General features: G+C 64.1%; 17 protein-coding genes. 10 read left to right on the top strand and 7 right to left on the bottom strand.

Annotated elements, in window-relative coordinates:
- The first annotated feature begins 189 nt into the window (after nucleotides 1-189).
- From RPE78_RS15455 to RPE78_RS15445, 3 genes are read left to right on the top strand one after another with little or no spacing between them, the layout of a single operon-like run.
- Entirely contained in the window at nucleotides 190-1311 is a 1122-nt protein-coding gene (locus tag RPE78_RS15455) for a metallophosphoesterase (RefSeq protein ID WP_330646981.1), read from the top strand.
- Complete coding sequence (locus RPE78_RS15450; protein WP_330646980.1) at nucleotides 1308-3914, top strand: chromosome segregation protein SMC; 2607 nt, start codon at nucleotides 1308-1310, stop codon at nucleotides 3912-3914. The genes RPE78_RS15455 and RPE78_RS15450 overlap by 4 nt, the downstream gene beginning before the upstream one ends.
- Nucleotides 3911-4882, top strand: coding sequence for a D-2-hydroxyacid dehydrogenase (locus RPE78_RS15445; protein ID WP_330646979.1), 972 nt, complete (start codon nucleotides 3911-3913; stop codon nucleotides 4880-4882). Before RPE78_RS15450 ends, RPE78_RS15445 begins: the two co-directional genes overlap by 4 nt.
- On the opposite strand, the gene mntR is transcribed toward RPE78_RS15445, so the two are convergent.
- A complete protein-coding gene (mntR, locus tag RPE78_RS15440) occupies nucleotides 4879-5322 on the bottom strand; it encodes a manganese-binding transcriptional regulator MntR (protein WP_330646978.1) in 444 nt (147 codons plus the stop codon). The two genes, RPE78_RS15445 and mntR, sit on opposite strands and share 4 nt — an antisense overlap.
- A gap of 192 nt (nucleotides 5323-5514) precedes the next feature.
- Between mntR and RPE78_RS15435 the strand changes: the two genes are divergently transcribed.
- The 6 genes from RPE78_RS15435 to RPE78_RS15410 all read left to right on the top strand — a co-directional run bounded on the left by RPE78_RS15435 (nucleotide 5515) and on the right by RPE78_RS15410 (nucleotide 12548).
- On the top strand, nucleotides 5515-6798 hold the full coding sequence (locus RPE78_RS15435; RefSeq protein WP_330646977.1) for an Nramp family divalent metal transporter: 1284 nt from the start codon (nucleotides 5515-5517) through the stop codon (nucleotides 6796-6798).
- 294 nt (nucleotides 6799-7092) lie between these two features.
- Nucleotides 7093-7770, top strand: a complete 678-nt coding sequence (locus RPE78_RS15430) for a sugar transferase (RefSeq protein WP_330646976.1) — start codon at nucleotides 7093-7095, stop codon at nucleotides 7768-7770.
- Between the two features lie 11 nt (nucleotides 7771-7781).
- Nucleotides 7782-8987, top strand: a complete 1206-nt coding sequence (locus RPE78_RS15425) for a hypothetical protein (protein ID WP_330646975.1) — start codon at nucleotides 7782-7784, stop codon at nucleotides 8985-8987.
- Complete coding sequence (locus RPE78_RS15420; protein WP_330646974.1) at nucleotides 8984-10264, top strand: O-antigen polymerase; 1281 nt, start codon at nucleotides 8984-8986, stop codon at nucleotides 10262-10264. Before RPE78_RS15425 ends, RPE78_RS15420 begins: the two co-directional genes overlap by 4 nt.
- The gene (locus tag RPE78_RS15415) at nucleotides 10261-11427 is read left to right on the top strand and encodes a glycosyltransferase (RefSeq protein ID WP_330646973.1); all 1167 of its coding nucleotides are present in this window, start codon (nucleotides 10261-10263) and stop codon (nucleotides 11425-11427) included. The genes RPE78_RS15420 and RPE78_RS15415 overlap by 4 nt, the downstream gene beginning before the upstream one ends.
- A complete protein-coding gene (locus RPE78_RS15410) occupies nucleotides 11424-12548 on the top strand; it encodes a glycosyltransferase family 1 protein (RefSeq protein WP_330646972.1) in 1125 nt (374 codons plus the stop codon). Before RPE78_RS15415 ends, RPE78_RS15410 begins: the two co-directional genes overlap by 4 nt.
- 21 nt (nucleotides 12549-12569) lie before the next feature.
- Here RPE78_RS15410 and RPE78_RS15405 read toward each other — a convergent pair whose 3' ends face one another.
- Entirely contained in the window at nucleotides 12570-13922 is a 1353-nt protein-coding gene (locus RPE78_RS15405) for an oligosaccharide flippase family protein (RefSeq protein WP_330646971.1), read from the bottom strand.
- Nucleotides 13923-13925: 3 nt separating this feature from the next.
- Nucleotides 13926-14669 (bottom strand): sulfotransferase family 2 domain-containing protein, encoded by a 744-nt coding sequence (locus RPE78_RS15400; RefSeq protein ID WP_330646970.1) that lies wholly within the window; start codon nucleotides 14667-14669, stop codon nucleotides 13926-13928.
- 206 nt (nucleotides 14670-14875) lie between these two features.
- Here RPE78_RS15400 and RPE78_RS15395 point away from each other — a divergent pair, with 206 nt between their 5' ends.
- Entirely contained in the window at nucleotides 14876-16897 is a 2022-nt protein-coding gene (locus RPE78_RS15395) for a polysaccharide biosynthesis tyrosine autokinase (protein ID WP_330646969.1), read from the top strand.
- A 74-nt stretch (nucleotides 16898-16971) separates the two neighbouring features.
- Here the strand turns inward: RPE78_RS15395 and RPE78_RS15390 are convergent, their stop codons facing one another.
- The 4 genes from RPE78_RS15390 to RPE78_RS15375 all read right to left on the bottom strand — a co-directional run bounded on the left by RPE78_RS15390 (nucleotide 16972) and on the right by RPE78_RS15375 (nucleotide 20968).
- On the bottom strand, nucleotides 16972-17805 hold the full coding sequence (locus RPE78_RS15390; RefSeq protein ID WP_330646968.1) for an ABC transporter permease: 834 nt from the start codon (nucleotides 17803-17805) through the stop codon (nucleotides 16972-16974).
- Entirely contained in the window at nucleotides 17802-18461 is a 660-nt protein-coding gene (locus tag RPE78_RS15385) for an ABC transporter ATP-binding protein (RefSeq protein WP_330646967.1), read from the bottom strand. Before RPE78_RS15385 ends, RPE78_RS15390 begins: the two co-directional genes overlap by 4 nt.
- A gap of 18 nt (nucleotides 18462-18479) precedes the next feature.
- Nucleotides 18480-19889: a capsule biosynthesis protein gene (locus tag RPE78_RS15380; RefSeq protein ID WP_330646966.1), complete on the bottom strand. Its 1410-nt coding sequence runs from the start codon at nucleotides 19887-19889 to the stop codon at nucleotides 18480-18482.
- Between the two features lie 95 nt (nucleotides 19890-19984).
- Nucleotides 19985-20968 (bottom strand): asparaginase, encoded by a 984-nt coding sequence (locus RPE78_RS15375; protein WP_330646965.1) that lies wholly within the window; start codon nucleotides 20966-20968, stop codon nucleotides 19985-19987.
- Nucleotides 20969-20987 lie beyond the last annotated feature (19 nt).

The raw sequence follows: 20987 nt of genomic DNA, 5'->3' as shown, positions 1-20987 counted from the left end.
TAAAGGATGCGCAGGGATAGATAGAAACTTTGGCCGATATTCAAGCGTATTCCCGCGATTTCCGCCTGTTTTACTGGGATATCTGCACGCCGTATGCGAACAATATCCGCCGACCCCCTTGTCTTCGATCACGATGATCTGTCAGATCATCCGCAGTCAGATCGTTTTTCTTCTTTGCCACCAGAGCCTATGACATTCCGTTTTATCCACGCATCAGATCTTCATATCGGCCGTCGCTTTGCCAATCTGCCCGAGGGACAGGATACGAATCTCCGGGGGCGGCTGATGGAAGCCCGCCATAACAGTCTGGTCAATCTGGCGCAGGCCGCGCGCGCGCAAGGTGCGAGGGACGTGCTTTTGGCCGGCGATACCTTCGACACCCCCACCCCTTCGGCGGCGCTGCTGCGTCAGGCGGTGGGGGCAATGCAGGAAGCGCAGGATATCACGTGGTGGCTCTTGCCCGGCAACCATGACAACCTGCGCGAGGCCGAACCGCTTTGGGAAAGCCTGACCCGCGAGGCCCCCGCCAATCTGCGCGCGCTGACCGAAGGCACCCCGCAAGAGATGACCGCAGGGGTCTTCCTGCTGCCCGCGCCGATCCGCTGGCGGGCGCAGGCCGATGACCCGTCCGTAGGGCTCTCCGATATGGTCACGCCCGAAGGCGCGCGGCGTGTGGGGCTGGCGCATGGCGGGATCACCGATTTCACCGAAGGGGGCGGAACCATCGCGCCCGACCGTGACATACGCGCAGGGCTGGACTATCTGGCGCTTGGCGACTGGCACGGGCGGATGGCGGTCAGCGCGCGCACCCATTATAGCGGCACCCCCGAACAGGACCGCTTCAAGCATAACCGGCGCGGGCTGTGCCTTTCCGTGACTTTGGGCGATCTGCCGCAGGTCGAGGAGATCGAGACAGGGCAGTTCCTGTGGCAGGATCTGGCGCTGGATCTGACGCCTTTGCAAGACAGTGCCGAGGCACTCCAGCAGGTCCTGCCCGCCACCGGACGCCGCGATATCCTGATGCGGCTGAACGCCACCGGCTGGACCACCCTGCCCGGGCAGTTCGCCCTGCAGGAAGCCGCCAAGGCGCAGGCCCCTGATTTCGCGTATTTCCGACTGCGGGATACAGGCCTGTCGGTGCAATATGCCGCCGAAGATCTTGATGATATCGATCATGGCGGAGCCTTGCGCCATGCCGCCGAAACGCTGCGCACCGAATTCGGGGACGAGCGTCTGGATCAGGCCGCGCGTCTGGTGGCAGGCGATGCGCTGGCACGGCTTTATGCCTATATGCGCGAGGACACCCCATGAAGCTGCGCGCCATCCGGCTGGACAATGTCCGCCGCTTTACCGATCCGGTCGAGCTGTGCGGCATCGGCGACGGCCTCAACGTCCTTTCAGAACCCAACGAGCACGGCAAATCGACCCTGTTCGACGCGCTCAGGGCACTATTCTTCGAGCGCCACAGCTCCAAGAACAAGGCCGTCTCGTCCTTGCGGCCCTATTCTGGCGGTGCCCCCGAAGTGCAGGCCGAGATCGAGACGGAACAGGGCCGGTTCACGCTGGCCAAGCGCTGGTTTGCCAAGCCTATGGCCGAGGTGCGCCAGAACGGGCGGGTGATCGCGCAATCGGATGCCGCAGAGGACTGGATCGCGCGGGTTCTGGGCACCTCCGAGGGCGGCCCCGCCGGTCTGATCTGGGTCCGGCAGGGCATGACCGAGCTGGAAGGCCCGGTGAAGGCCGAAAACGAGGCGGCGCTGGAGGCGCGGCGTGATCTGATGTCGAGCGTGACCGAAGAGGTCGAGGCGATGACGGGCGGACGCCGGATGGATATGGCGCTGGCACGGGTGAAAGCGGAACTTGAGCAATATGTAACGCCCAATCGCAGGCCCCGTAAGAACGGCCCCCTGCAGGAGGTGATCGACCGGATCGCGGGGCTCGAGCGCGACGAGACCGAACAGCAGGCCCGTGTCCACGCGCTGCATCGTGATCTGGAAACCCGCAAGCGGCACCGGAAATCGCTGGCCGATCTGGAAGATCCCGAAGAACATCAGGCCCGTCAGGCGCGTCTGGCCCATGCGGGCGAGACCCGCGCCAAGGCGCTGCGTCATGCGGAACAGATGACCAATGCAGAACAGGTCGTGGCGGCAGACGAACTGGCCCTGTCACGCGCCGGGGAGCGGCTGAAACAGGTCCAGCGGGCCAAAACCGAACTGAATGCCGCGCGAACGGCCATTGACGGGGTGACCCCGCGCCTTGCAGCGGCACAGACCGCCGAAGGCGCGGCGCTGGCCCATGCCGCAACCCTGCAAGAGGCCCTGCAAACCGCGCGCCAGAGCGAACAGCAGCAGGCCGATCTGCATCGTCGTGCCAGCCTCGCCGAGGCGGCCCGACAGGGGGCGGCCCGCAAGGCCGAGCTGGCGCTGCGCATCACGCAGGCCGAAGCCGCCCGCAAGAACCATGAGGAAGCGCGCGCCGAGGCCAGCCTGTGCCTGACGCCCGAACAGCTTGACACGCTGGAGACACTGGCCCGCGCGGTCGCCACCGAGCGCAGGCTGCGCGAGGCGGGGGCTGTGCAGATCGCCTTCCATGCCAGCGGCGCGCAGGAGGTGCGGCTGGACGGGGTGGCGCTCGGGCCGGTGCCTGCCGCGCTATGGGCCCAGACCGAACTCACCCTGCCGGGTCTGGGCGTGCTGCATATCGATCCGGGAGCGCGGCATGACAGCGGGGCCGTGGCACTGGCCGAAGACCGGCTGGCACAGGCTCTGGCGCGGGTGGCGATGCCCGATCTGGCGCAGGCGCGGGCCTCGGCCCAACGCCACCGCGAGGCCGCAGCCCGTGCACGCGACGCACAGGCCGAACTGGCCGTTCTGGCCCCCAAGGGCATCGAGGCACTGCGCCGCGATCATGCGCAGATCCCCGCGCCACTGGACATGCCGGACCTGCCGCCTCCGGCCCAGACGCAGACCACGCTGGAGGCCGCACAGGCCGAGGTCGCGCGGCTGGGACCATTGGCCGCGCAGGCACAGGATAGGGCGCTGGAGGCACGGCTGGAGGCCGGTGGTCTCAAACAGGCGCTGGAGGCCGCCACAGACCGGCTGACCCGCGCCCGCATGGCCTGTGACGATATCGCACAACTGGGCGAGGAAGACGATCTGGCCGCCGACCTGGCGCGCGGGCGTGACCGTTTGCAGGCCAGCCGTGCATTGCTGGAGGAACTGGCGCGCAAGGCCCCCGATCTGGCCGCCGCCGAAGCCGCCTTTAGCCGCGCGCAATCGGTGATGGACGCCGCCCGCAGCGAGACCATCGCCCTGCAGACAGAGCTGGCGCGGCTGGATGAACGCATTCTGGCCGCCAACGGGCAGGCCATCGAGGAAACCCTGCGCGACACGCAGGAGGCGCTGGAGGCGGCCAGAGCCACCCAGACACGGCTCGACCATGAGGTGGCCGTTCTGATCCGGCTTGAGGACGCGCTGACCCATGCCCGCAATGCCGCGCGCGAGCAGTATTTCACCCCCATTGCCACGGCGCTTCGCCCACTGCTGGGCCTGCTCTGGCCCGAAGCCGACCTGCAATGGACCTCGGAAAAGCTTCTGCCCGAGGCCCTGATCCGCGACGGACAGGCCGAGCCTGTCGAGATCCTCTCCGGCGGCACGCAGGAACAGATCGCGCTGATGGTCCGGCTGGCTTTTGCGCGGCTCTTGCAGGATGCGGGCCGTATCGCGCCGATCATTCTGGACGATGCGCTGGTCTATACCGATGACGACCGGATCGAGAAAATGTTCGATGCGCTGAACCGGCAGGCGGGGGATCTGCAGATCCTTGTCCTGACCTGCCGCCAGCGCGCGTTCCGTGATCTGGGCGGGCAGCGCCTGCGCCTGACCGCCCCCACCCCTGACAGGAGCTTGCCATGACCCGCATCGTCTTTCTGGACCGCGCCACCATTGCCCCGCATATCCCCGTGCCGCAGCCTGCAGGCCGGATCGACTGGGTACAATATGACAGCACCCGCCCCGATCAGGTGGCCGCACGGTTGCAGGGGGCCGAAGTGGTAATCACCAACAAGGTCAGGATCACCGACGCCATATTGCAGGCCTGCCCCCAGCTGCGGCTGGTCGCGATTGCCGCAACAGGCTTTGACGGGGTGGATCTGGCGGCGGCAAAGGCGCGCGGCGTGACCGTGTGCAATATCCGCGGCTATTCGGTGAATACGGTGCCCGAGCATGTGATGGCGCTGCTTCTGGCCCTGCGGCGCAACCTTCTGCCCTATGCCCGCGATGTCGAGGCAGGGCGCTGGCAGGAAAGCGGCCAGTTCTGCTTTTTCGATCACCCGATCCGGGATCTCGCAGGAGGGGTAATGGGCATTGTCGGGCGCGGGCAGATCGGCCGCAAGGTGGCCAAGCTGGCCGAAGCCTTCGGGATGCAGGTCTGTTTTGCCGCCCGCCCCGGACAGCTAGAGGCACAGGCACAGGCGGCAGAAGACGGGCGCCTGCCCTTTGACGAAATGCTGGCCCGCGCGGATGTGATCTCGCTGCATTGTCCGCTCACAGAGGACACCCGCGGCCTGCTGGGGGCAACGGCTTTCGGGAAGATGGCCCGCAAACCCGTTATCGTGAATACCGGACGCGGCGGGCTGATCGACCTGCCCGCGCTGCGCGATGCGTTAGAGGCCGGACAGATTGCAGGGGCGGGTATCGATGTTGCAGATCAGGAACCCCCACCGGCGGAAGATGTGCTGATGCAGCTTGCCAAAGATCCGCGCGTGATCGTGACCCCGCATGTGGCATGGGCCTCCGACGCGGCACAAACGGCACTGGCACAGCAACTCTGTCAGGTGATCGAAGGATTTCTGGCTGGCGCACCGATGAACGTGCTGACTTAACCGCGCGCGGTCAAAAACGCCTCGAAGGCGCGGAGGGTGTCTTCCGACACATGGTGCTCGATCCCTTCGGCATCCAGTTCGGCCACTTCCTGCGGCACCCCCACCGCCACCAGCAGCGCCACCACCATACGGTGGCGCGCCCTGACACGATCGGCCAGCGCGGCCCCCTCATCGGTCAGGAAGACCCCGCGATAGGGCCGTGCCGTGGCCAGACCTTCGCGTTTGAGGCGCGAGATCGCCTTGGTCGCTGTGGGCTGGGCCACCCCCATCCGTGCAGCGATATCGGCCACGCGGGCCTCGCCCATCTCGGCAATCAGGTCCCCGATCAGCTCGACATAATCTTCCGAAAGCGCCTTGGCCTGCACCTCGCGCGCCCGTGCGAAACGGTCCGCCATCTCTTCGGGGGGCGTTTGATCTTGCGGCACGGTCGTCTCCTTCATTCCCGACCTCCGGTCACAGGGCCACAAGACTGGCGGGTGCGGATGTCAGACCCGTCTCATAGCATGGGGGGCCGCGTGGGGCCAGTGGATGAATGTTAGTTTTCCGGTTGCAAGAAAGTTAGCACAGGCTATATTTCTGTCAAAGAGCAATATCCGGGGTCGAGACCCCGCGTTCCAGTGAAAGCAATCTTGATGAATTCCCTGACAGACAAGGCGCGCAGCAGCATCGAAGATGCCTTGGCAAGCCCGACGATCGGATGGAAAGCCCGTCTGATGTTTCTCGGACCGGCGGTCATCGCCTCGGTCGCCTATATGGACCCCGGCAATTACGCGACCAATATCCAGGCGGGCGCGGGCTATGGCTATAAACTGTTATGGGTCGTGCTGCTGGCCAATCTGATCGCCATGCTGTTTCAGGCGCTTTCGGCGCGTCTGGGAATTGTGACGGGCAAGAACCTTGCCGAACTCTCGCGCGACAATTTCCCCCGCCCCGTGGTCTGGATCATGTGGGTGGTTTCCGAAATCGCGGCAATGGCCACCGATCTGGCGGAATTTCTGGGCGGGGCCATCGGTCTGGCGCTGCTGTTCGATCTGCCGCTCTTTGCGGGGATGATTATCACAGCGATCATTACCTACGGGATCTTGCTGTTCGAGGGGCGCGGCTACCGCCCGATGGAGCTGATCATCGGCGCTTTCGTTGGCATTATCGGCCTGTGCTATCTGGCCGAAGTCCTGATTGCCCCGATCGACTGGAGCGCAACCGCACGCGGCCTTGTCACGCCAGATATGCCCGACTCCGCCGCCTTGGCGATTGCCGTGGGGATCATCGGCGCAACCGTGATGCCCCATGCAATCTACCTGCATTCCGGACTGACGCAGAACCGCACCCAAGTCACCGATATCAAACATAAACGACGGCTTGTGCGGTTCTCCAACATCGAGGTAGTGCTGGCACTGGCCGTGGCGGGCATGATCAATATGGCGATGGTGATGATGGCCGCGAGCGCCTTCCACGAAGGGCATTCGCAGGTGGCCGAAATCGAAACCGCCTACCATACCCTGACGCCCCTTCTGGGCGCGGCGGCGGCGGCCATGTTCCTGACCTCGCTGATCTGCTCGGGGATCTCCAGCTCGGTTGTGGGAACGATGGCCGGACAGATGATCATGCAGGGCTTTTTGCATTTCCGCGTGCCGGTCTGGGTGCGGAGGCTGGTGACGATGGTGCCCGCCTTTGCCGTGGTGGCCTTGGGGGTGAACCCCACTCAGGCGCTGATCTGGTCGCAGGTGGTCCTGTCGATCTCGCTTCCCGTGCCGATGATCGCCTTGGTCATCTTTGTCTCGCGCCGCGACATCATGGGCGAATTCGCGACCTCAATGGTAACGCGCCTGCTGTCCATTCTGGGGGCGTCTCTGGTGCTTGTGCTCAACTTCGTATTGCTGGCCGATTTCTTCGGAATCGCGATCCCCTTCCTGTAACCCCTCCCGCCCCGTAACAGCCAAGGCACCCCTTCGGGGGTGCTTTTTGATTCGTACATTAAGTTTTCCCTAACCCGCGCCCACCGCCGAAGGTTGCACTCCACCCCCAGAGATACGCCTCAAAAGACAGATACTTACCCTTGGGGAAACGCTACAGGATAATGCCTCCCGCGAAACGCACGCTCAGGATGTAACTTAACGGCATTTACCCTAACTTTAGAGGTTTCGGCAAAATCTGCTCGGGCCGGAGCATGTTGTCCGGCAGGTAACGAGTTCTTGGTTTCAGGCCTTCACATGCTACATTCGGCTTCCCTTTCCAAATCGCTCCAGAACAGGGCTTCGGCCCAGATTTCCACGCGGCGGATCTACCACCGGCGGATCAAGCCGCTATTCGATCTCTTGCTGGCTCTGGCCTTCGTGCCGCTGCTTGCCCCCGTCATTGGCGTGCTCTGGGGCCTGGCGCGACTGGACGGGGGGCCGGGGTTTTACGGCCATCGCCGCATCGGGCGCAACGGGAAGGTCTTCCGTTGCTGGAAGATCCGCACAATGGTGCCCGATGCCGAACGTCGGCTGGCGCTCTATCTGGCGACCAATGCCGATGCCGCTGTCGAATGGCAGCTGTCGCGCAAACTCAGCGATGATCCCAGAGTGACGCGGCTGGGCCGCTTCCTGCGCAAGACCTCGCTGGATGAGCTGCCGCAACTATGGAACGTCCTGCGCGGCGAAATGAGCTTTGTCGGCCCGCGCCCCGTCACCGAAGACGAGCTGGCCCTCTATCACCACCGTCGCGACGCCTATCTCTGCCTGCGTCCGGGGATCACGGGATTCTGGCAGATCCTTGGCCGTTCCGACCTGCCCTATTCCCTACGGGTCGAAATGGATGCGGCCTATGTGCAGAAGTCGTCCCTTTTTATGGATATCGGCCTGATCCTTCTGACCGCAGCCACCGTTCTGCGGGGCACCGGACAGTAGCGGAGACCCTCATGAACGCCCAGACCACACAGCCTGTCCCCCCGATAGCGCGCCACATCCATGCCCGCGGGCTGAGGGTCGTGCTGATTACCGGCCATCTTCCCCTGCAAAAACGCAAAGCGTCGATGCAGTGGTTCTGCGAAGACGTGCAAAAGCGCGGCGGCCATGTGACGATGGTCAGTGTCGGGTATAGCTGGCTGTCCAGATGGCGCAAAGACCGGCGGCTGATGCAGGTCGACGGGCGCGTACCCGAAGGCTATCGCCGCCTCTCCCCTTCTTTCGATGCGTATTTCGGCTATGCGCCGATCCATCCGTTCAGCCTGCGCCAGCCGCTGCTGGACGCGCTTATGGCCCCTGCGATGGCGCTGTTTCGAGGGTATTGGGCCAAACGGCTTCCCGCCCTTCTGGCAAAGGCGGATCTGGTGCTCATAGAAAGCGGACCGCCCATCCTGCTCGCCGATATCGCCAAAAAACATGCGCCTCATGCGAAATTCGTCTATCGCGCCAGCGATGACTGCAAATCTTTGGGGCTGCCCCGAACGGTGCTTCAGGCCGAACTGGAAAAGGCGCCGCTTTTCGACCGGATCAGCATGGCAGGCCCGCAGATCGCCGCGCGGTTCCACGACTTTGCGCAAACGCGGATCGACCCGATCGGCGTGCCTCGCGCGGTTCTGGAACAACCGATGGCCTCGCCTTTTACAGGGCAGAGGGGCTGTCAGGCCGTTTGCGCCGGAACCACCCAGATCGATCTGGCCAGCGCCTCTCTGATGGCCGAAGCCCGCCCCGACTGGACCTTCCATATTCTGGGCCGCATCGCCCGCAAGCCGGATGATCTGCCCACAAATCTGGTGCTGCATGGCGAAGTCAGCTATGAGACAAGCGTCTCCTATATCCGATATGCCGATATCGGGCTGGCGCTGTATCGCGACCTTCCGGGCATCGAATATCAGGCCCATCACAGCAACCGGATGCTGCTTTACCGCTATTTCGGCCTGCCGATCCTCGGGCCGCATCGCGTCTTCAGCGGGATCTCGCTGCGCGGTGCGGGCTATGAGGCCAATGATGCGGCCAGCATCCGTCACGCCCTGGACCGTATCGCCACCCTAGAGCGCGGTCCGGGAGATCCCGATATCGAGGATTGGTCCCGTCTTACGGACCGTCTGCTCTCGGTGCTGCCGGGCGTGCATTGTCAGGTTGAAAGCAGGCGTCCCGCATGACGAGAAAACTCTGGATCTTATCGCCAATCGCGCTTCTGGCCTTCTCCTGGACGCTGACCATCGGCATCGGGGCCCTGCCCTTTCTCAACCCCGAGCATTACGGGCTGGCCCTGTATTTTCTGGCCCGCGAAGAGCTGGGCCCCGAGCTGATCAGCTGGGCCGGTATCCTCTGGCTAGGGGTGGCCTTGATGTTTTTCGTGGCCCTGAGCGGGCTGACCCTGCTGGGGGCACCGGACCGCTTCGACGCCCGCCCCCATACCGATCTCGACCGCATGGCGCGGCGGGTCTTTCGGGTCAACTGCTTCTGCCTCGGCGTGACGCTGGCATGGATTGCGGTCAGCGCGGCACAGATGGGCGGGCTGGGCGCGCTGGTCGCACAGGCCCAAAGCAATGCGCTGGCCTTGCGCGACCAGATGCTGGAAAACAAGCTGTTCAGCGGTATGCGCCTGCTTTACGGCGCCTTGCCTGCAACAGGCGCGATGGCCTGTGTGCTGCTGGCCGCAGGGCGCAAATTCGGCACGTTGTCCCCCCATGCGCGGCGGCTTCTGCTGAGCGTGGCTCTGACCGACCTCGTCGCGCTGACCCTGCTGCCCATCATCATGTCCCAGCGGATCCTGTTGCTACATCTGCTGATGGCCAGCTATTTCGGGATCTGCATGGTGCATCAGCGCATCGTCGCCCTGCCGCAACTGGTGCTCGGGGCGGGGCTGTTCCTGCTGATCTGGATCTTGCGCGAATCCGTGACCAATCCGACGCTGTCGGATCATGGCGCGGTCGAACTGGGGCTGCAGAAGCTGGTCTTCTACGCCTCGAATGATCTGCTCAACACCCTACAGCCCTTCACGCGCGATTTCGACCATACGCTGGGCTTCTTCAGCTTCCGCTTCCTGTTGATCCTGACCCAGACCGAGGGCAGCGTGCTGAGCCTGATCCCGTCCCGCCTTGAAGGTGTGGAAGAGGTGCGTGGCGGCGGTGAATGGTCCATGCTGACAACCCCCTATGTCGATTTCGGCGTTGCAGGCGCCTTGGTTTTGCTGGCGTTTTTCGCCATCGCAACCGCTGTCACCTTCCATCGCGGCCATTTCAGCCTGACCGCCGCAGGGCTTTACGCCCATATGGCGGCCGGTTTCATGCTGTCCACACATGTCCAGTATTTCACCAATATCAACTTCGTCGTCATCCTGTGCCTGACCGGCTTTATCGGGGCCTCCGCCCCCCTGCGCAGCTTGCCCGCCCTGCGCCCCACCTACCCTCTGGCCAGAAGGAGAAGCCCGTGAAAATCATCCATATTCTCACCCGCTTGCTTCATGCCGGCTCGGAAGAGAACACCATTGCCACAGCCGTCTGGCAGGCCCTGCATGGCCATGAGGTGCATATCGTCCACGGGCCCGACCCCGATCCAAGCTGGGCCGAGGATTACGGCCATCTGCTCAGCTTCCACACCCTGCCCGATATGCGCCACCCCGTTGCTCCGCTGGCCGATCTGCGGGCGGTTCTGGCCTTGCGCACCCTGTTTCGGGCCCTTGATGCGGATGTCCTGCACACCCATCAAAGCAAGGCAGGCGTTCTGGGCGCGCTGGCCGCTCCGGCCTGTCCGCGCATGGCCGTGCTGCGCGGGCTGCATATCGTGTCCTTCGAGACCCCCTCGCCGGTCAAGCGGGCCCTGTTTATCGGTTTGGAGCATCTGGCGGCGCTGTTCAGCGACAGCTATATCGCCGTCTCCGAGGCGACAGGGCAGGCCTATCTGCGCGCGGGGATCACGCAAGAGGTCGCCACTGTCCATTCGGGCATGGATCTGCGCCGCTTCCGCACGGCCCTACCGGCCGCCGACCTTGCCATACAGGGGCCGGTCCTGCTGATGCTGGCCGCGTTCGAGCCCCGCAAACGCCATGCCGAATTCCTGCGCGCCCTGCCGCCGCTTCTGGCCCGCCATCCCGATCTACGGGTCTATCTTGCCGGAAAAGGCCCCGAGCAGGACAGGATTGCCACGCTGATCCGGCATATGGGCCTTGCGGCGCATGTGCATATGCTGGGTCACCGGACCGATCCCGAGGCGCTGATTGCGCGGGCCGATCTTTCGGTCCTGTGTTCCACCAATGAGGGGCTGCCGCGCGTGATCGTCCAGTCGCTGGCCGGAGGTTGTCCGGTTGTGGCCTGCGACCTGCCTGCGCTGCGCGAGGTGCTGCGCGACGGGGAGAACGGCCTGATCTGCCCGCCCGACGACCTGCCCAGCATGATGGGCACCATCGACGCCCTGCTCCAGAGCCGCCCCAGGCTGGCGCAGCTGGCACAGGGCGCGCGCGACACGGATCTGTCGAAATGGGAGCTGGACCGCTTGGGCCGCGAAAGCACCCGACTGAGCCAGCAGGCATGGCGCCATCGTCGCGCCCGCCAAGCGGGCTATGCCTATCATCGCGTCCCGAAGGAGGCCCCGCTGTGACCCCCGCGCCGCGCCGTCTGGTGCTGAATGCACGGTTCCTGACCCAGGCCCAATCGGGCGTCCAGCGCTATGCCCATATGCTGATGACAGCCTTCGACCGGCTGCTGGAGCATCCCTCGCTGGCGCAGCGCCTCGGGCCGGTCACGGCCTATTATCCCGCGGATGCAGGGCTGCAGGTTACCCCCGCATGGCGGCATATCACGTTAGAGCCACTGCCCTGCCGATGGCCGGGCGGTGGCCATATCTGGGAACAGACCGCCTTGGCCCGCGCGGCAAGGGGGGGGTATCTGCTCAATCTGACGGGGTCCGGTCCGGCGCTGCATCGCGACCAGCTTCTGGTGATCCATGACGCCAATATCTGGCACGTCCCCGACGCCTTCTCGCGCCGCTATCGCGGTTTTCACAAGACCCTGCGTCCGGTTCTGGCCCGCCGCGCGCGTGATCTGGCAACGGTCAGCCAGTTTTCCGCACAGGAACTGGCGCAGGTGCTCGACCAGCCGGAACTGCGGTTTCGGGTCATTCCCAACGGTGCCGACCATCTGGTGCCGCCGCGGGATTGTGCCGCTGTGATGTCCGCTCTGGGGCTGTCGAAAAACGGATTCTTTCTGGCAGTGGGCAATCTGTCGCCCAATAAAAATCTGGTACGTCTGGCACAGGCAATGGCGAAACTGGGCTATCCGCTGCCTCTGGTGATTGCGGGGGCAGAAGCCTCGGGGCTTGCCAAGGCCGGTCTTCCGCCCGAACTGGCACACTCTGGGCAGGTCCGCTTTCTCGGGCGGGTCCATGATGACACGCTGGCCGTGCTCTATGCCAATGCCCGCGCCTTTCTCTGGCCCCCGCTGCGCGAAGGGTTCGGGATCCCGCCGCTTGAGGCGATGCGCTTCGGCACCCCTGTCCTGTCATCCAACAGCACCGCCATGCCCGAGGTTCTGGCACAGGCCCCGATCTATTTCGAGCCACAGGACGTGGAGGATATCGCCCGCGCCATCGCGCAGTTTCTGGCGCTGCCGACCGAAGCCCGTGACGCGCAGGTGATTGCCGGATATGACCGCGCCCGCCGCTTCAGTTGGGACCGCTCGGCCAAGCAACTGGCCGAATTGCTGGCCAAACGCCTAAGCTGACACGCGGCAGGCGCGGTGGGGCTAGGCCCGCCCGACCTGCCGCACCATGCGCCACCAGCACAAGGCCACCCCCCCGCAGCCGCCGCCAAATGCGACCGCCCCGAAAGGCAGGGCCAAACAGGCCGCCAGTCCCGCACAGAGCAGATAGGGCAGCCCGACAGCCCAGAGCAAGGCCCGAACCTCCAGCCCGATCAGCCGCAACATGCGCGGCAAAAGCAGCCCCAAGGCAAGATAGGAGGCCAGCACATGGCCAAGGATCATCGCCTGCGCGGACACCGGCACCATCAGGACAACACATCCGGCGCTCAGGCCCAATCCCAGCCCCGCACGCAGGAAGGCCCGCCCCGCCCCCTTACGCACCACCAAAGCCTGATCGACCCCGAGAACCGTCGTCGCCACCGGCCCGAGCGCTGCAAGCGCCTGCACCATTGGCGCGGCAAGCCCTGCCGCAGATGCCCCCAATAGCGCGTTCAGCACCGGCAGCGCCCAGACTGCCACCGCCATATAGGCCGGTGCCGACACAAGGGCCGCCAGCCGCAGAACCCGCACAACCAGACCCCCGCTCCGGTCCTTGGCCCGCATCATCACGGGCAGCACCAGAAAGCGCAGCGGCGCCAATGTCAGCGCATCCACAAGCTGGAAGATCCGCTGTGCAATCTGGAACCCGCCCGCAATCGCACCGCCATAAACCAGCCCCAGCAGGAACTGGATCAAGGGCAGGGCCGCCCCCGCCACAAGCCCGCGTCCGGCAATCGCCATCACCTCGGGAGCAAGGGCGCGCATCTGTGCCAGACGCGGCCCGTCAGAGGGCCACCACCGCGCCATCCGCCATGACAGAAGCGCCGAGGCAACAGCGTTGATCACCGCAAACCCGACCAGCGACCAGACCCCGCCGCCCATCGCATAAAGCGCAAACCCGCCCGCCCCCGAAAGAAGCTGCACGGCGGCGGTGCGCAGCGCCAGTGCCCGCAGCCGCAGCGCCTGACGTAGCTGCGCCTCCTGCACCGCACTCGCCCCCTGAAACAGTGGCACCAGCAACAGGGTGGCGATCTGGGCCTGCATATCCTGCAACGCCCCCACCCCCAGATATGCCAGACCGATCAGCCCCAAAGCCAGCACCGCAATGCCGACCGTCAGCGCCTGCGCCAGCCAGAACAAGGCCGCCAGCCGCGCGGCATCGGCAGGCGCGGTCAACACCACCGCATCGGCAATGCCGCCCTTATGCAGCACCTGCGACCACCGGAACACCGCAAGCGCCGTTGCGAATGCCCCCAGATCCGCAACCGGCAGCAACCGCGCCATAGCAAGGAAAAAGATCACATTGCCGCCCAGTCGCGACAGTTGCAGCACCACAGACCAGAGCGCCTTGGACATGGCTCAGGCCCCGCCGCGATAGACCCCGCCCTGCGCGGCGGCACGGATATGGCGGTAGATCGCAAGATCGGGCGCGCAGATATCCTCGATCCGCGCCCGCAGATGGGGCGGGCATTGCGGCGCCGGATCGGGGCGCTTGTTGCGCGACAAAGGCAGGAGAGGGCGACCGGCCAGCCGTCGCAATGCGGCACGGAACGCGGCCCCCTCGTCAAGAAACCCGACCAGTGCGAAACCCTCGAGCGCCTGACAGGCCCGCGCGACATCTGCGGCAGGAACAGCACTGTGATGCTGATAGGTGCCGGCGAAATAATACAGATATTGCGAGCCGAAACGCTGCGCAGGCTCGGTTTCGAGAAAGGCCTCCAGCAGATCGGCCCGCGCCGGATCGGGGTGGCGGCGCTGGACATAGGCGTAATGCGACAGGAACCGTGCGACGGGCTCGCGCAGCAGGCTGACGCAGGCCCGCTCTGGCGCAAGCTGCGCCACCAGATCCGCGTTGAACTGCACATGGGCCGAAATACAGCGCAGGTTGCGCTCCAGCATCTGGGCCAGCTCGACCCGCCGCACGGCATAATCCGCCAAGATCAGGGCCGTGTCGCGCGCCTGCGGCTCTAGCGCCTGCGCGATCCGTTTGGTGCGATCAATGTCGATTGTTCCCTGAGACGGCCAGAAGGCCAGCCGCAAAGCCGCACCGAAGCTGGTACCACCGCATTTTGGGACGTGAATATAGAGGAAGGATCGGGACATGACACTCGGCACAGATAATTCGAATGCAATCGATTTACCTTAATGGCGTTAAACGCGAATTAACCGAGATCGGCGAATGCTCGAAAAAATAGATCTCTTTCACCGCGTTCGCGCATCGCTTCCGGTTCGTAAATGGTACAGACTTTACAGACGTTTTCTGCCTGTCCTCTTTTGCTGCCACAAGATGCCGTCAGAGGGGGCATATCATGAGCATTCAATCGGGCTTTCGCACAAGCCAGCCACATCTGAGCCTGTCAGGCGCGCCGGACCAGATCGCCGTGACCGATGGTCAGGTTGCCACGACGCTGAAAACACTCTGGTCGGGACGGTGGCTGATTGCCAGCACGACGGTACTGGCACTGGGTCTGGGACAGCTCTGGCTGTCAGAATTCGCCACGCCACTCTACCGCGCCACCACCTCTGTCCTGCTGGAGCCGCAAGATGAAAGCCTGACCGATCCGGACCGCGTGCCCGACCGCGCCCGACCGATCGATGACACGATCCGCCGCACCGAAGTCGAAATTCTGCGCGGTCGGGCCTTGCTGGGCACGGTCGTCGATGATCTTGCACTGACCGCGGATCCGGAATTCAACGCCAGTCTGCGGGCCCCCGGATTTGGCGCGCGGCTCAGGGCCCTGTTGCCCGGACAGGCCAGCACACGCCCGACGCCCGACCAACAGCGCGAGGCGGCAATTTCGATGCTCAGCGAAAATGTCACCATCCGCAATCTTGCACCGAGCCTCGTGTTCGAACTGAGCGCGGTCACCGAGACCCCGCAGAAATCGGCCCTGATCGCCGACCGGCTCGCACAGAACTATATCAGCCAGCAGATCGCGCTGAAACGGCACGAAAGCGATAATGCGATCCGTTGGCTGGGGCAGCGGCTGACCGATCTCCAGCACCAGATCGAGACCTCCAATGCCGAACTGTCGCGACTGAGCGGTTCGGCAGCAACAGAGACCGCGCGCACTGTGGTGCAGACCCGCCGCCTGCAGAAGCTGGAAGACGATCTGGCGACCGCGCGGCTGGCCCTGTCCGAAAGCCAGCGCCGTCTGAAGGCTCTGCCCGCCACGGCTGCGCCCGACGCGCGTGCCACCCGCGAGGCGCAAGTGGCGATCGACGCGGCCACGCTGCGCAATCTCGAACGCCAATATGGCGAGATCGACACCGGTCTGCGCAGCGAGACGGAAACGGCCACCCGCCAGAAGTTGCTGGAACAGCAAAGCGAAACCGATCTGCTGGTCTATGGCCATTTCCTGACCCGCCTCAAGGATACGATCGCCCGCGAAGGCCGCCAGATGGCCGATAGCCGCGTCCTTTCGGCAGCAGTCGAACCGGGCGCGCCCTATCTGCCGCGACCACCTCTGGTGCTGTCGCTCAGCGCGATGCTGGGGGCGGCCTTGGGGTTGATGATCTTGCTGTTGCGGCAGACATTCCGGCAGACCATCCGTTCGGCCCACGAGCTGGAAGAGTTCACCGGCCAGAAAGTGATCGGCCAGCTTCCCCGCCTGCCGGGCGGCAAGGGACGCTCGAGCATCGATTTCCTGCATGACTATCCGGACTCGCCCGCCGCCGAGGCCCTGCGCGGGCTGCGCACGAATATCGTGCTTGAACAGTTGTTGCTGGGCCAGAAGGTGATCGCCATCACCTCGGCCAATCCGCAGGAGGGCAAGACCACCGTCTCGCTGGGGCTTGCCCGTCAGATGGCCAGTCTGGGCAAGCGCGTGCTGGTGATCGAGGGCGATCTGCGGCGGCGGGTCTTCAAGGAGTATCTCGGGGTTGCAGCCGCGCAGGACATGATCGGCGCACTCACCGGAAGCCTGTCGCTGGCGGAGGCGGTGCATACCGATCCGCGTAGCGGGATGGATGTGCTGTTTGGGACGAAAACCCACGGCAACCCCGCCGATATCTTCGCATCAGAAGCGTTTTCGCGGCTTCTGGCCGAGGCGCGCGACAGCTATGACTATGTCATCATCGACACCCCGCCCGTGCTTTGCGTGCCCGACACGCGGATCATCTTGCAGGGCTGCGACCGGGCGCTGTTTCTGGTCAACTGGAATATCACCACGCGGGTTCAGGTGCGCGACGGCCTGGCCGCGCTGCACAGCTCGGGGCGTAAACTCGGGGGGCTGATCCTGAACCGTATCGATCCGCGCAGCACCAAAGAGTTCTACTATACCGCCTATTACAGCACCGAGACAGGGCGTCCCAGCCAGCGCCCCCTCTGACCGGCGCCCCCTCAGACTGGCACCCCTCAGACTGGCACCGGCAAGCTTCCCGCGGGTCTGCGCCGGAGCCGCCCCTATTTCTCCATCATGTCGCGGTAATAACGGCGCAGGAAAAACAGACCCAATGTGCCGCAGATCAGAGCGACCAGATAGACATAGCCGGGATTGAGATATTCGGCGTGATAGGAATAGTAGAACGCCGTGCGCATCTCGCCCGTGACATGGACCAGCGGGTTCCAGTTGAGCCATGTGCTATAGGGGCGCGGCAAGGTCTCGTGCAGCAAGATGACCCCCGAGATCAGCATCAGCGGGCGGGTGATCACACTCCAGACCATCTGCCAGAGCGGATGGCGGGAGATCAGCGTACATAGCAGCATCCCCACCCCGAGCCCCAGACAGGACGCCATCAGATAGGCAGACAGAACGCGCGGCAGGATGAACGTCGTGCGGGTGTCATAAACCATCAGGATGACCGAAAGAATGATGGTCGAATTCAGCGCCTGCGTGGCAACATTGAGGATGAAACGCGCCAGCACCGCATCAAGGAAGGTCACACGCGGGTAGCTGAGCAGCTGCCGCGAGAAGTTGATGGCCTGCGACACTTTCGTGGAGGTGGTGGTAAACATCCAAAGCGGCATCATACCCGTGGCATAGAACAGGGCGAAATTCTTCCCCAGAGGCGGCGAGCGGAAGCCGATAGAGAAGATCGCCACCAAGACCGCAATCCCCAGAACCGGTTCGAGGATCGCCCAGAGATAACCACCGGGCGAGCGGCCATAGGTCGCGCTCATCTCGCGCAGGATCAGGGCAAAAATCGTGCGGAACGTGCTGAGCGGTGGCGTGCTTTTGACAGAGCGCAAGCGGCCAAGTTCTTCGGGGCTGAGCTGGTCAATCGGGTTCTGGGTCATTTCTGTTTCATATTCCGATTGTGATGGGCGATGGCCTCGTCGACATCCGGATAATAGGTCAGGGTGCCTTTTTCCAACACGGCCCCCGCCGTGCAGATCCGGCGGATCTGCGCATCCGAATGCGAGACATAGATGGCCGAACGGGAGCGCACCCGATCCAGAAACATCGCGTTACTCTTGTCGCGGAAGCTGGCATCGCCCGCAGCGGTCACCTCGTCCACGAGATAGGTGTCAAAATCCAGCGCCATATTGATCCCGAAACTCAGCCGCCCGCGCATCCCCGAAGAATAGGTCCGCACCGGCATATGGAAATGCGGCCCGAGCTCGGCAAATTCCTCGACAAAATTCACCATCTCGTCGGTATCGGCCCCGTAGACCCGTGCCACGAACAGGGCATTCTGCGCACCGGTCATATCCTGATGCATGGAGCTGGCCAGCCCCACGGGGTAGGAAATCCGCCCGTCGGTCAGCACCTCGCCGGAATTCGGCGAGGACAGCCCCGCGATCATCCGCAACAAAGTGGATTTGCCCGCGCCGTTCCGGCCCAGCAGGCCGACCGATACACCGGTCGGAAACACGGCATTGATCTGGCGGGCGACGACCTTTTTCTGACCTGCCGCGCGGAACACTTTGGTGAGGTTTTTCAAAACGATCACGACATGCCTCCCGCGCGCTTAGCGGCGATCTCTCAGGGCATAGGCAACCAGAACCACCAGAACCCAGACCATCGTCATGATGATGGCCAGCAGCGCCACGATCTCGCCGCGCACGGGCTCCATCGACGCTTCGGGCATCGAGGGCCGGATATGGGCCGCAAGATAGCGGCTCTGACGGTTCGCCTCGGCTTTGGCGGTATCATAGGCGGTCATTGCGGCGGTGTAGCTTTGCTCGGCAAATTGCTGGTCGACCGCAAGGCTTTCATATTGCCCGACGATATTGGCATAGCCCTCGCCATCGGTCATATCGCTGGAGGCAGGCGCGCCGCCGACGGTCCCGCTCAGCCCCAGCTTCTTGCGCTCGGCGGCGATACGGTCAGAGATCACCTGCACGCGGCGTTCGGTCTGCACGATCCGCGGATCATTGTCGCGCGTGGTCTGGCGCAGGGTGTCCAGCTCGATCAGCGACTGCGCAAGCTGCTGTTGCAGCGAGGACAGCAGCCCCACCTGCCCCTCGATCAGCGATTGCGGGTCCACGATCTGGTTTTCATTGCGGAACTGGGTCATCGCCGCGCGGGCCGTTTTCAGACGCTGCACCGCCGTTTCAAGCTCGTCGCGCGCATAGCGGATCTTGTCTTCCCGCGCGATCTGCGACAGGCGGTTGATCATCTTCGAACTCTCGTCGAAGATCGCCTGTGTCAGCTTATGGGCATCTTCCGGCGTGAAGGCCTGCGCCTCGACATCGATCAGGCCGGTGCCGCTATCGGAATAGACCTGAACCATGCGGCCCCAATAATCGGTCAGATCCTCGATCGTGCCACCGGGATGATAGGCATACCACGGGTCGTCCCCCCAATGCCACCAGCGATCCCCCGCCTTGGCCCACATCTTGCGCAGGTCCAGTTTGGCATCAAGCGCGCGCACCAGCTCTTCGCTCTTGATATAATTATACAGAATATCGGTATCCGAGGAAGAAGACCCCGAAATCTCGGCCAGACCGCCCAGCATCTCCATTGCGGAGGACGTGTTTTCGGATCGCACGGAAAACCCGACATGGGAGACGTAGCGATCATGGGCGCGCGTATAAAGGTAGAACGACGCCAGAAAGACCGGCAGCACCACAATGAACAGGAAACTCAGCGCCATTGCCCGGTGGCGCGATTTCAGCGCCGCCATCGCCACCGTCGGCGCAACCAGAATCTTGTCTTTCAAGGGCGTCTCGGCAGATTTGCCCTGAGGCTTGCCCTGCGATTTTGCCTGCGGCTGTGGCTTCGGCTGCGGCGGAACCGGTGCGGCTTTCGCCTGAGCCGGATCGGGGGCTGGCTTTTGAGCCGGTTCCGGTGCTGCGGACGCTTTTGCCGCAGGGCGGGTTTCACCAACCTGCGTGATCTGGTCTTTCGTGGCGCCGGGCCGGGGGGTCTCGTTCACGTTTGATACGCCTGTCTTATTGCTCGGTGCGACTTTAACGAGCACAGCGCGAAATCTCTAGTCACGATTTTCCACGCCCGCCTGCCTCGGGCGCGCTACCCCTCCTGCGCGAAGGCCGCCGCGATCCGGACCAGATCCGCCCCCTGCCCCAGCAGCACCGCCAGCAGAAGCCGCGCTTTGACCGGCGGCAGGGCTCCGGCGAAAATCACCCCGGCGTCTTCCAGACTGCGCCCGCCGGAATCATTGCCGTAAACCGGTAGCGTCCGGCCTTCGGGGCAGCGTGTCGCCACCACCACCGGACAGCCCTGCGCCCGCGCCTGCGCTGCGGCCTGCGCAAATCCTTCGGGGGCATTCCCGCGCCCGAAGGCTGCCAGAACCACCCCTGTTGCCCCCGTCTCGACCGCCCATGACAGATAGCTCGGGCGGCTCCCCAGCCCCAGCAGGACCAGCTCGACCGCAGGATCAAGCCGTTCGGGCCTGTAGATCCGGCGGGGGGTCGCGTTGGCACGGGCCACGTAGACCTGCCCCTCGTCCACATCCCCGATCTTGCCAAATCCGGGAGAGCGGAACGTATCGACCCGCGAGGCATGGAATTTGGTGACATGGCGCGCCGAATGGATCTCGCCTTCGAAGACGATAGCGGCCCCCATGCCGGTCATCGCGGGACAGGCGGCGGCGCGGATGGCCTCGGCGATATTGCGCGGCCCGTCGGTATCGGCGACACCGGCATGGCGCTGCGCACCGGTAAACACCACGGGCTTGTCCGAGCCCACCAGAAGATAGGCCAGATAGGCGCTTTCCTCCATCGTATCGGTGCCATGCGTCACCACAACCCCGTCAATCTCCGGCGCGGAAAGCACCGTCTCGATCCGCTGGCAAAGCGCGAAAACCGTTGCCAGATCAAGTGCATAACTTCCCTTCGCCTGAAAGCTCTCGGCGCTGACCTCGATCCCGTCCAGCGGATCATGCAGCCCCGATAACAGGCTTTGCGCCGAAAGCCCCGCCGTCACCGGCCCGCCTTGTGTTTCGGCGCGCGACGCAATCGTTCCGCCGGTGGCAATCAGATGTATCCGTGCCATAGTCATCCTTTCCTGAAGG

The organism is Thioclava litoralis, from assembly GCF_045278885.1.
Taxonomy (GTDB): domain Bacteria; phylum Pseudomonadota; class Alphaproteobacteria; order Rhodobacterales; family Rhodobacteraceae; genus Thioclava; species Thioclava litoralis.
This window is presented reverse-complemented; position numbering and strand designations above follow the sequence as displayed.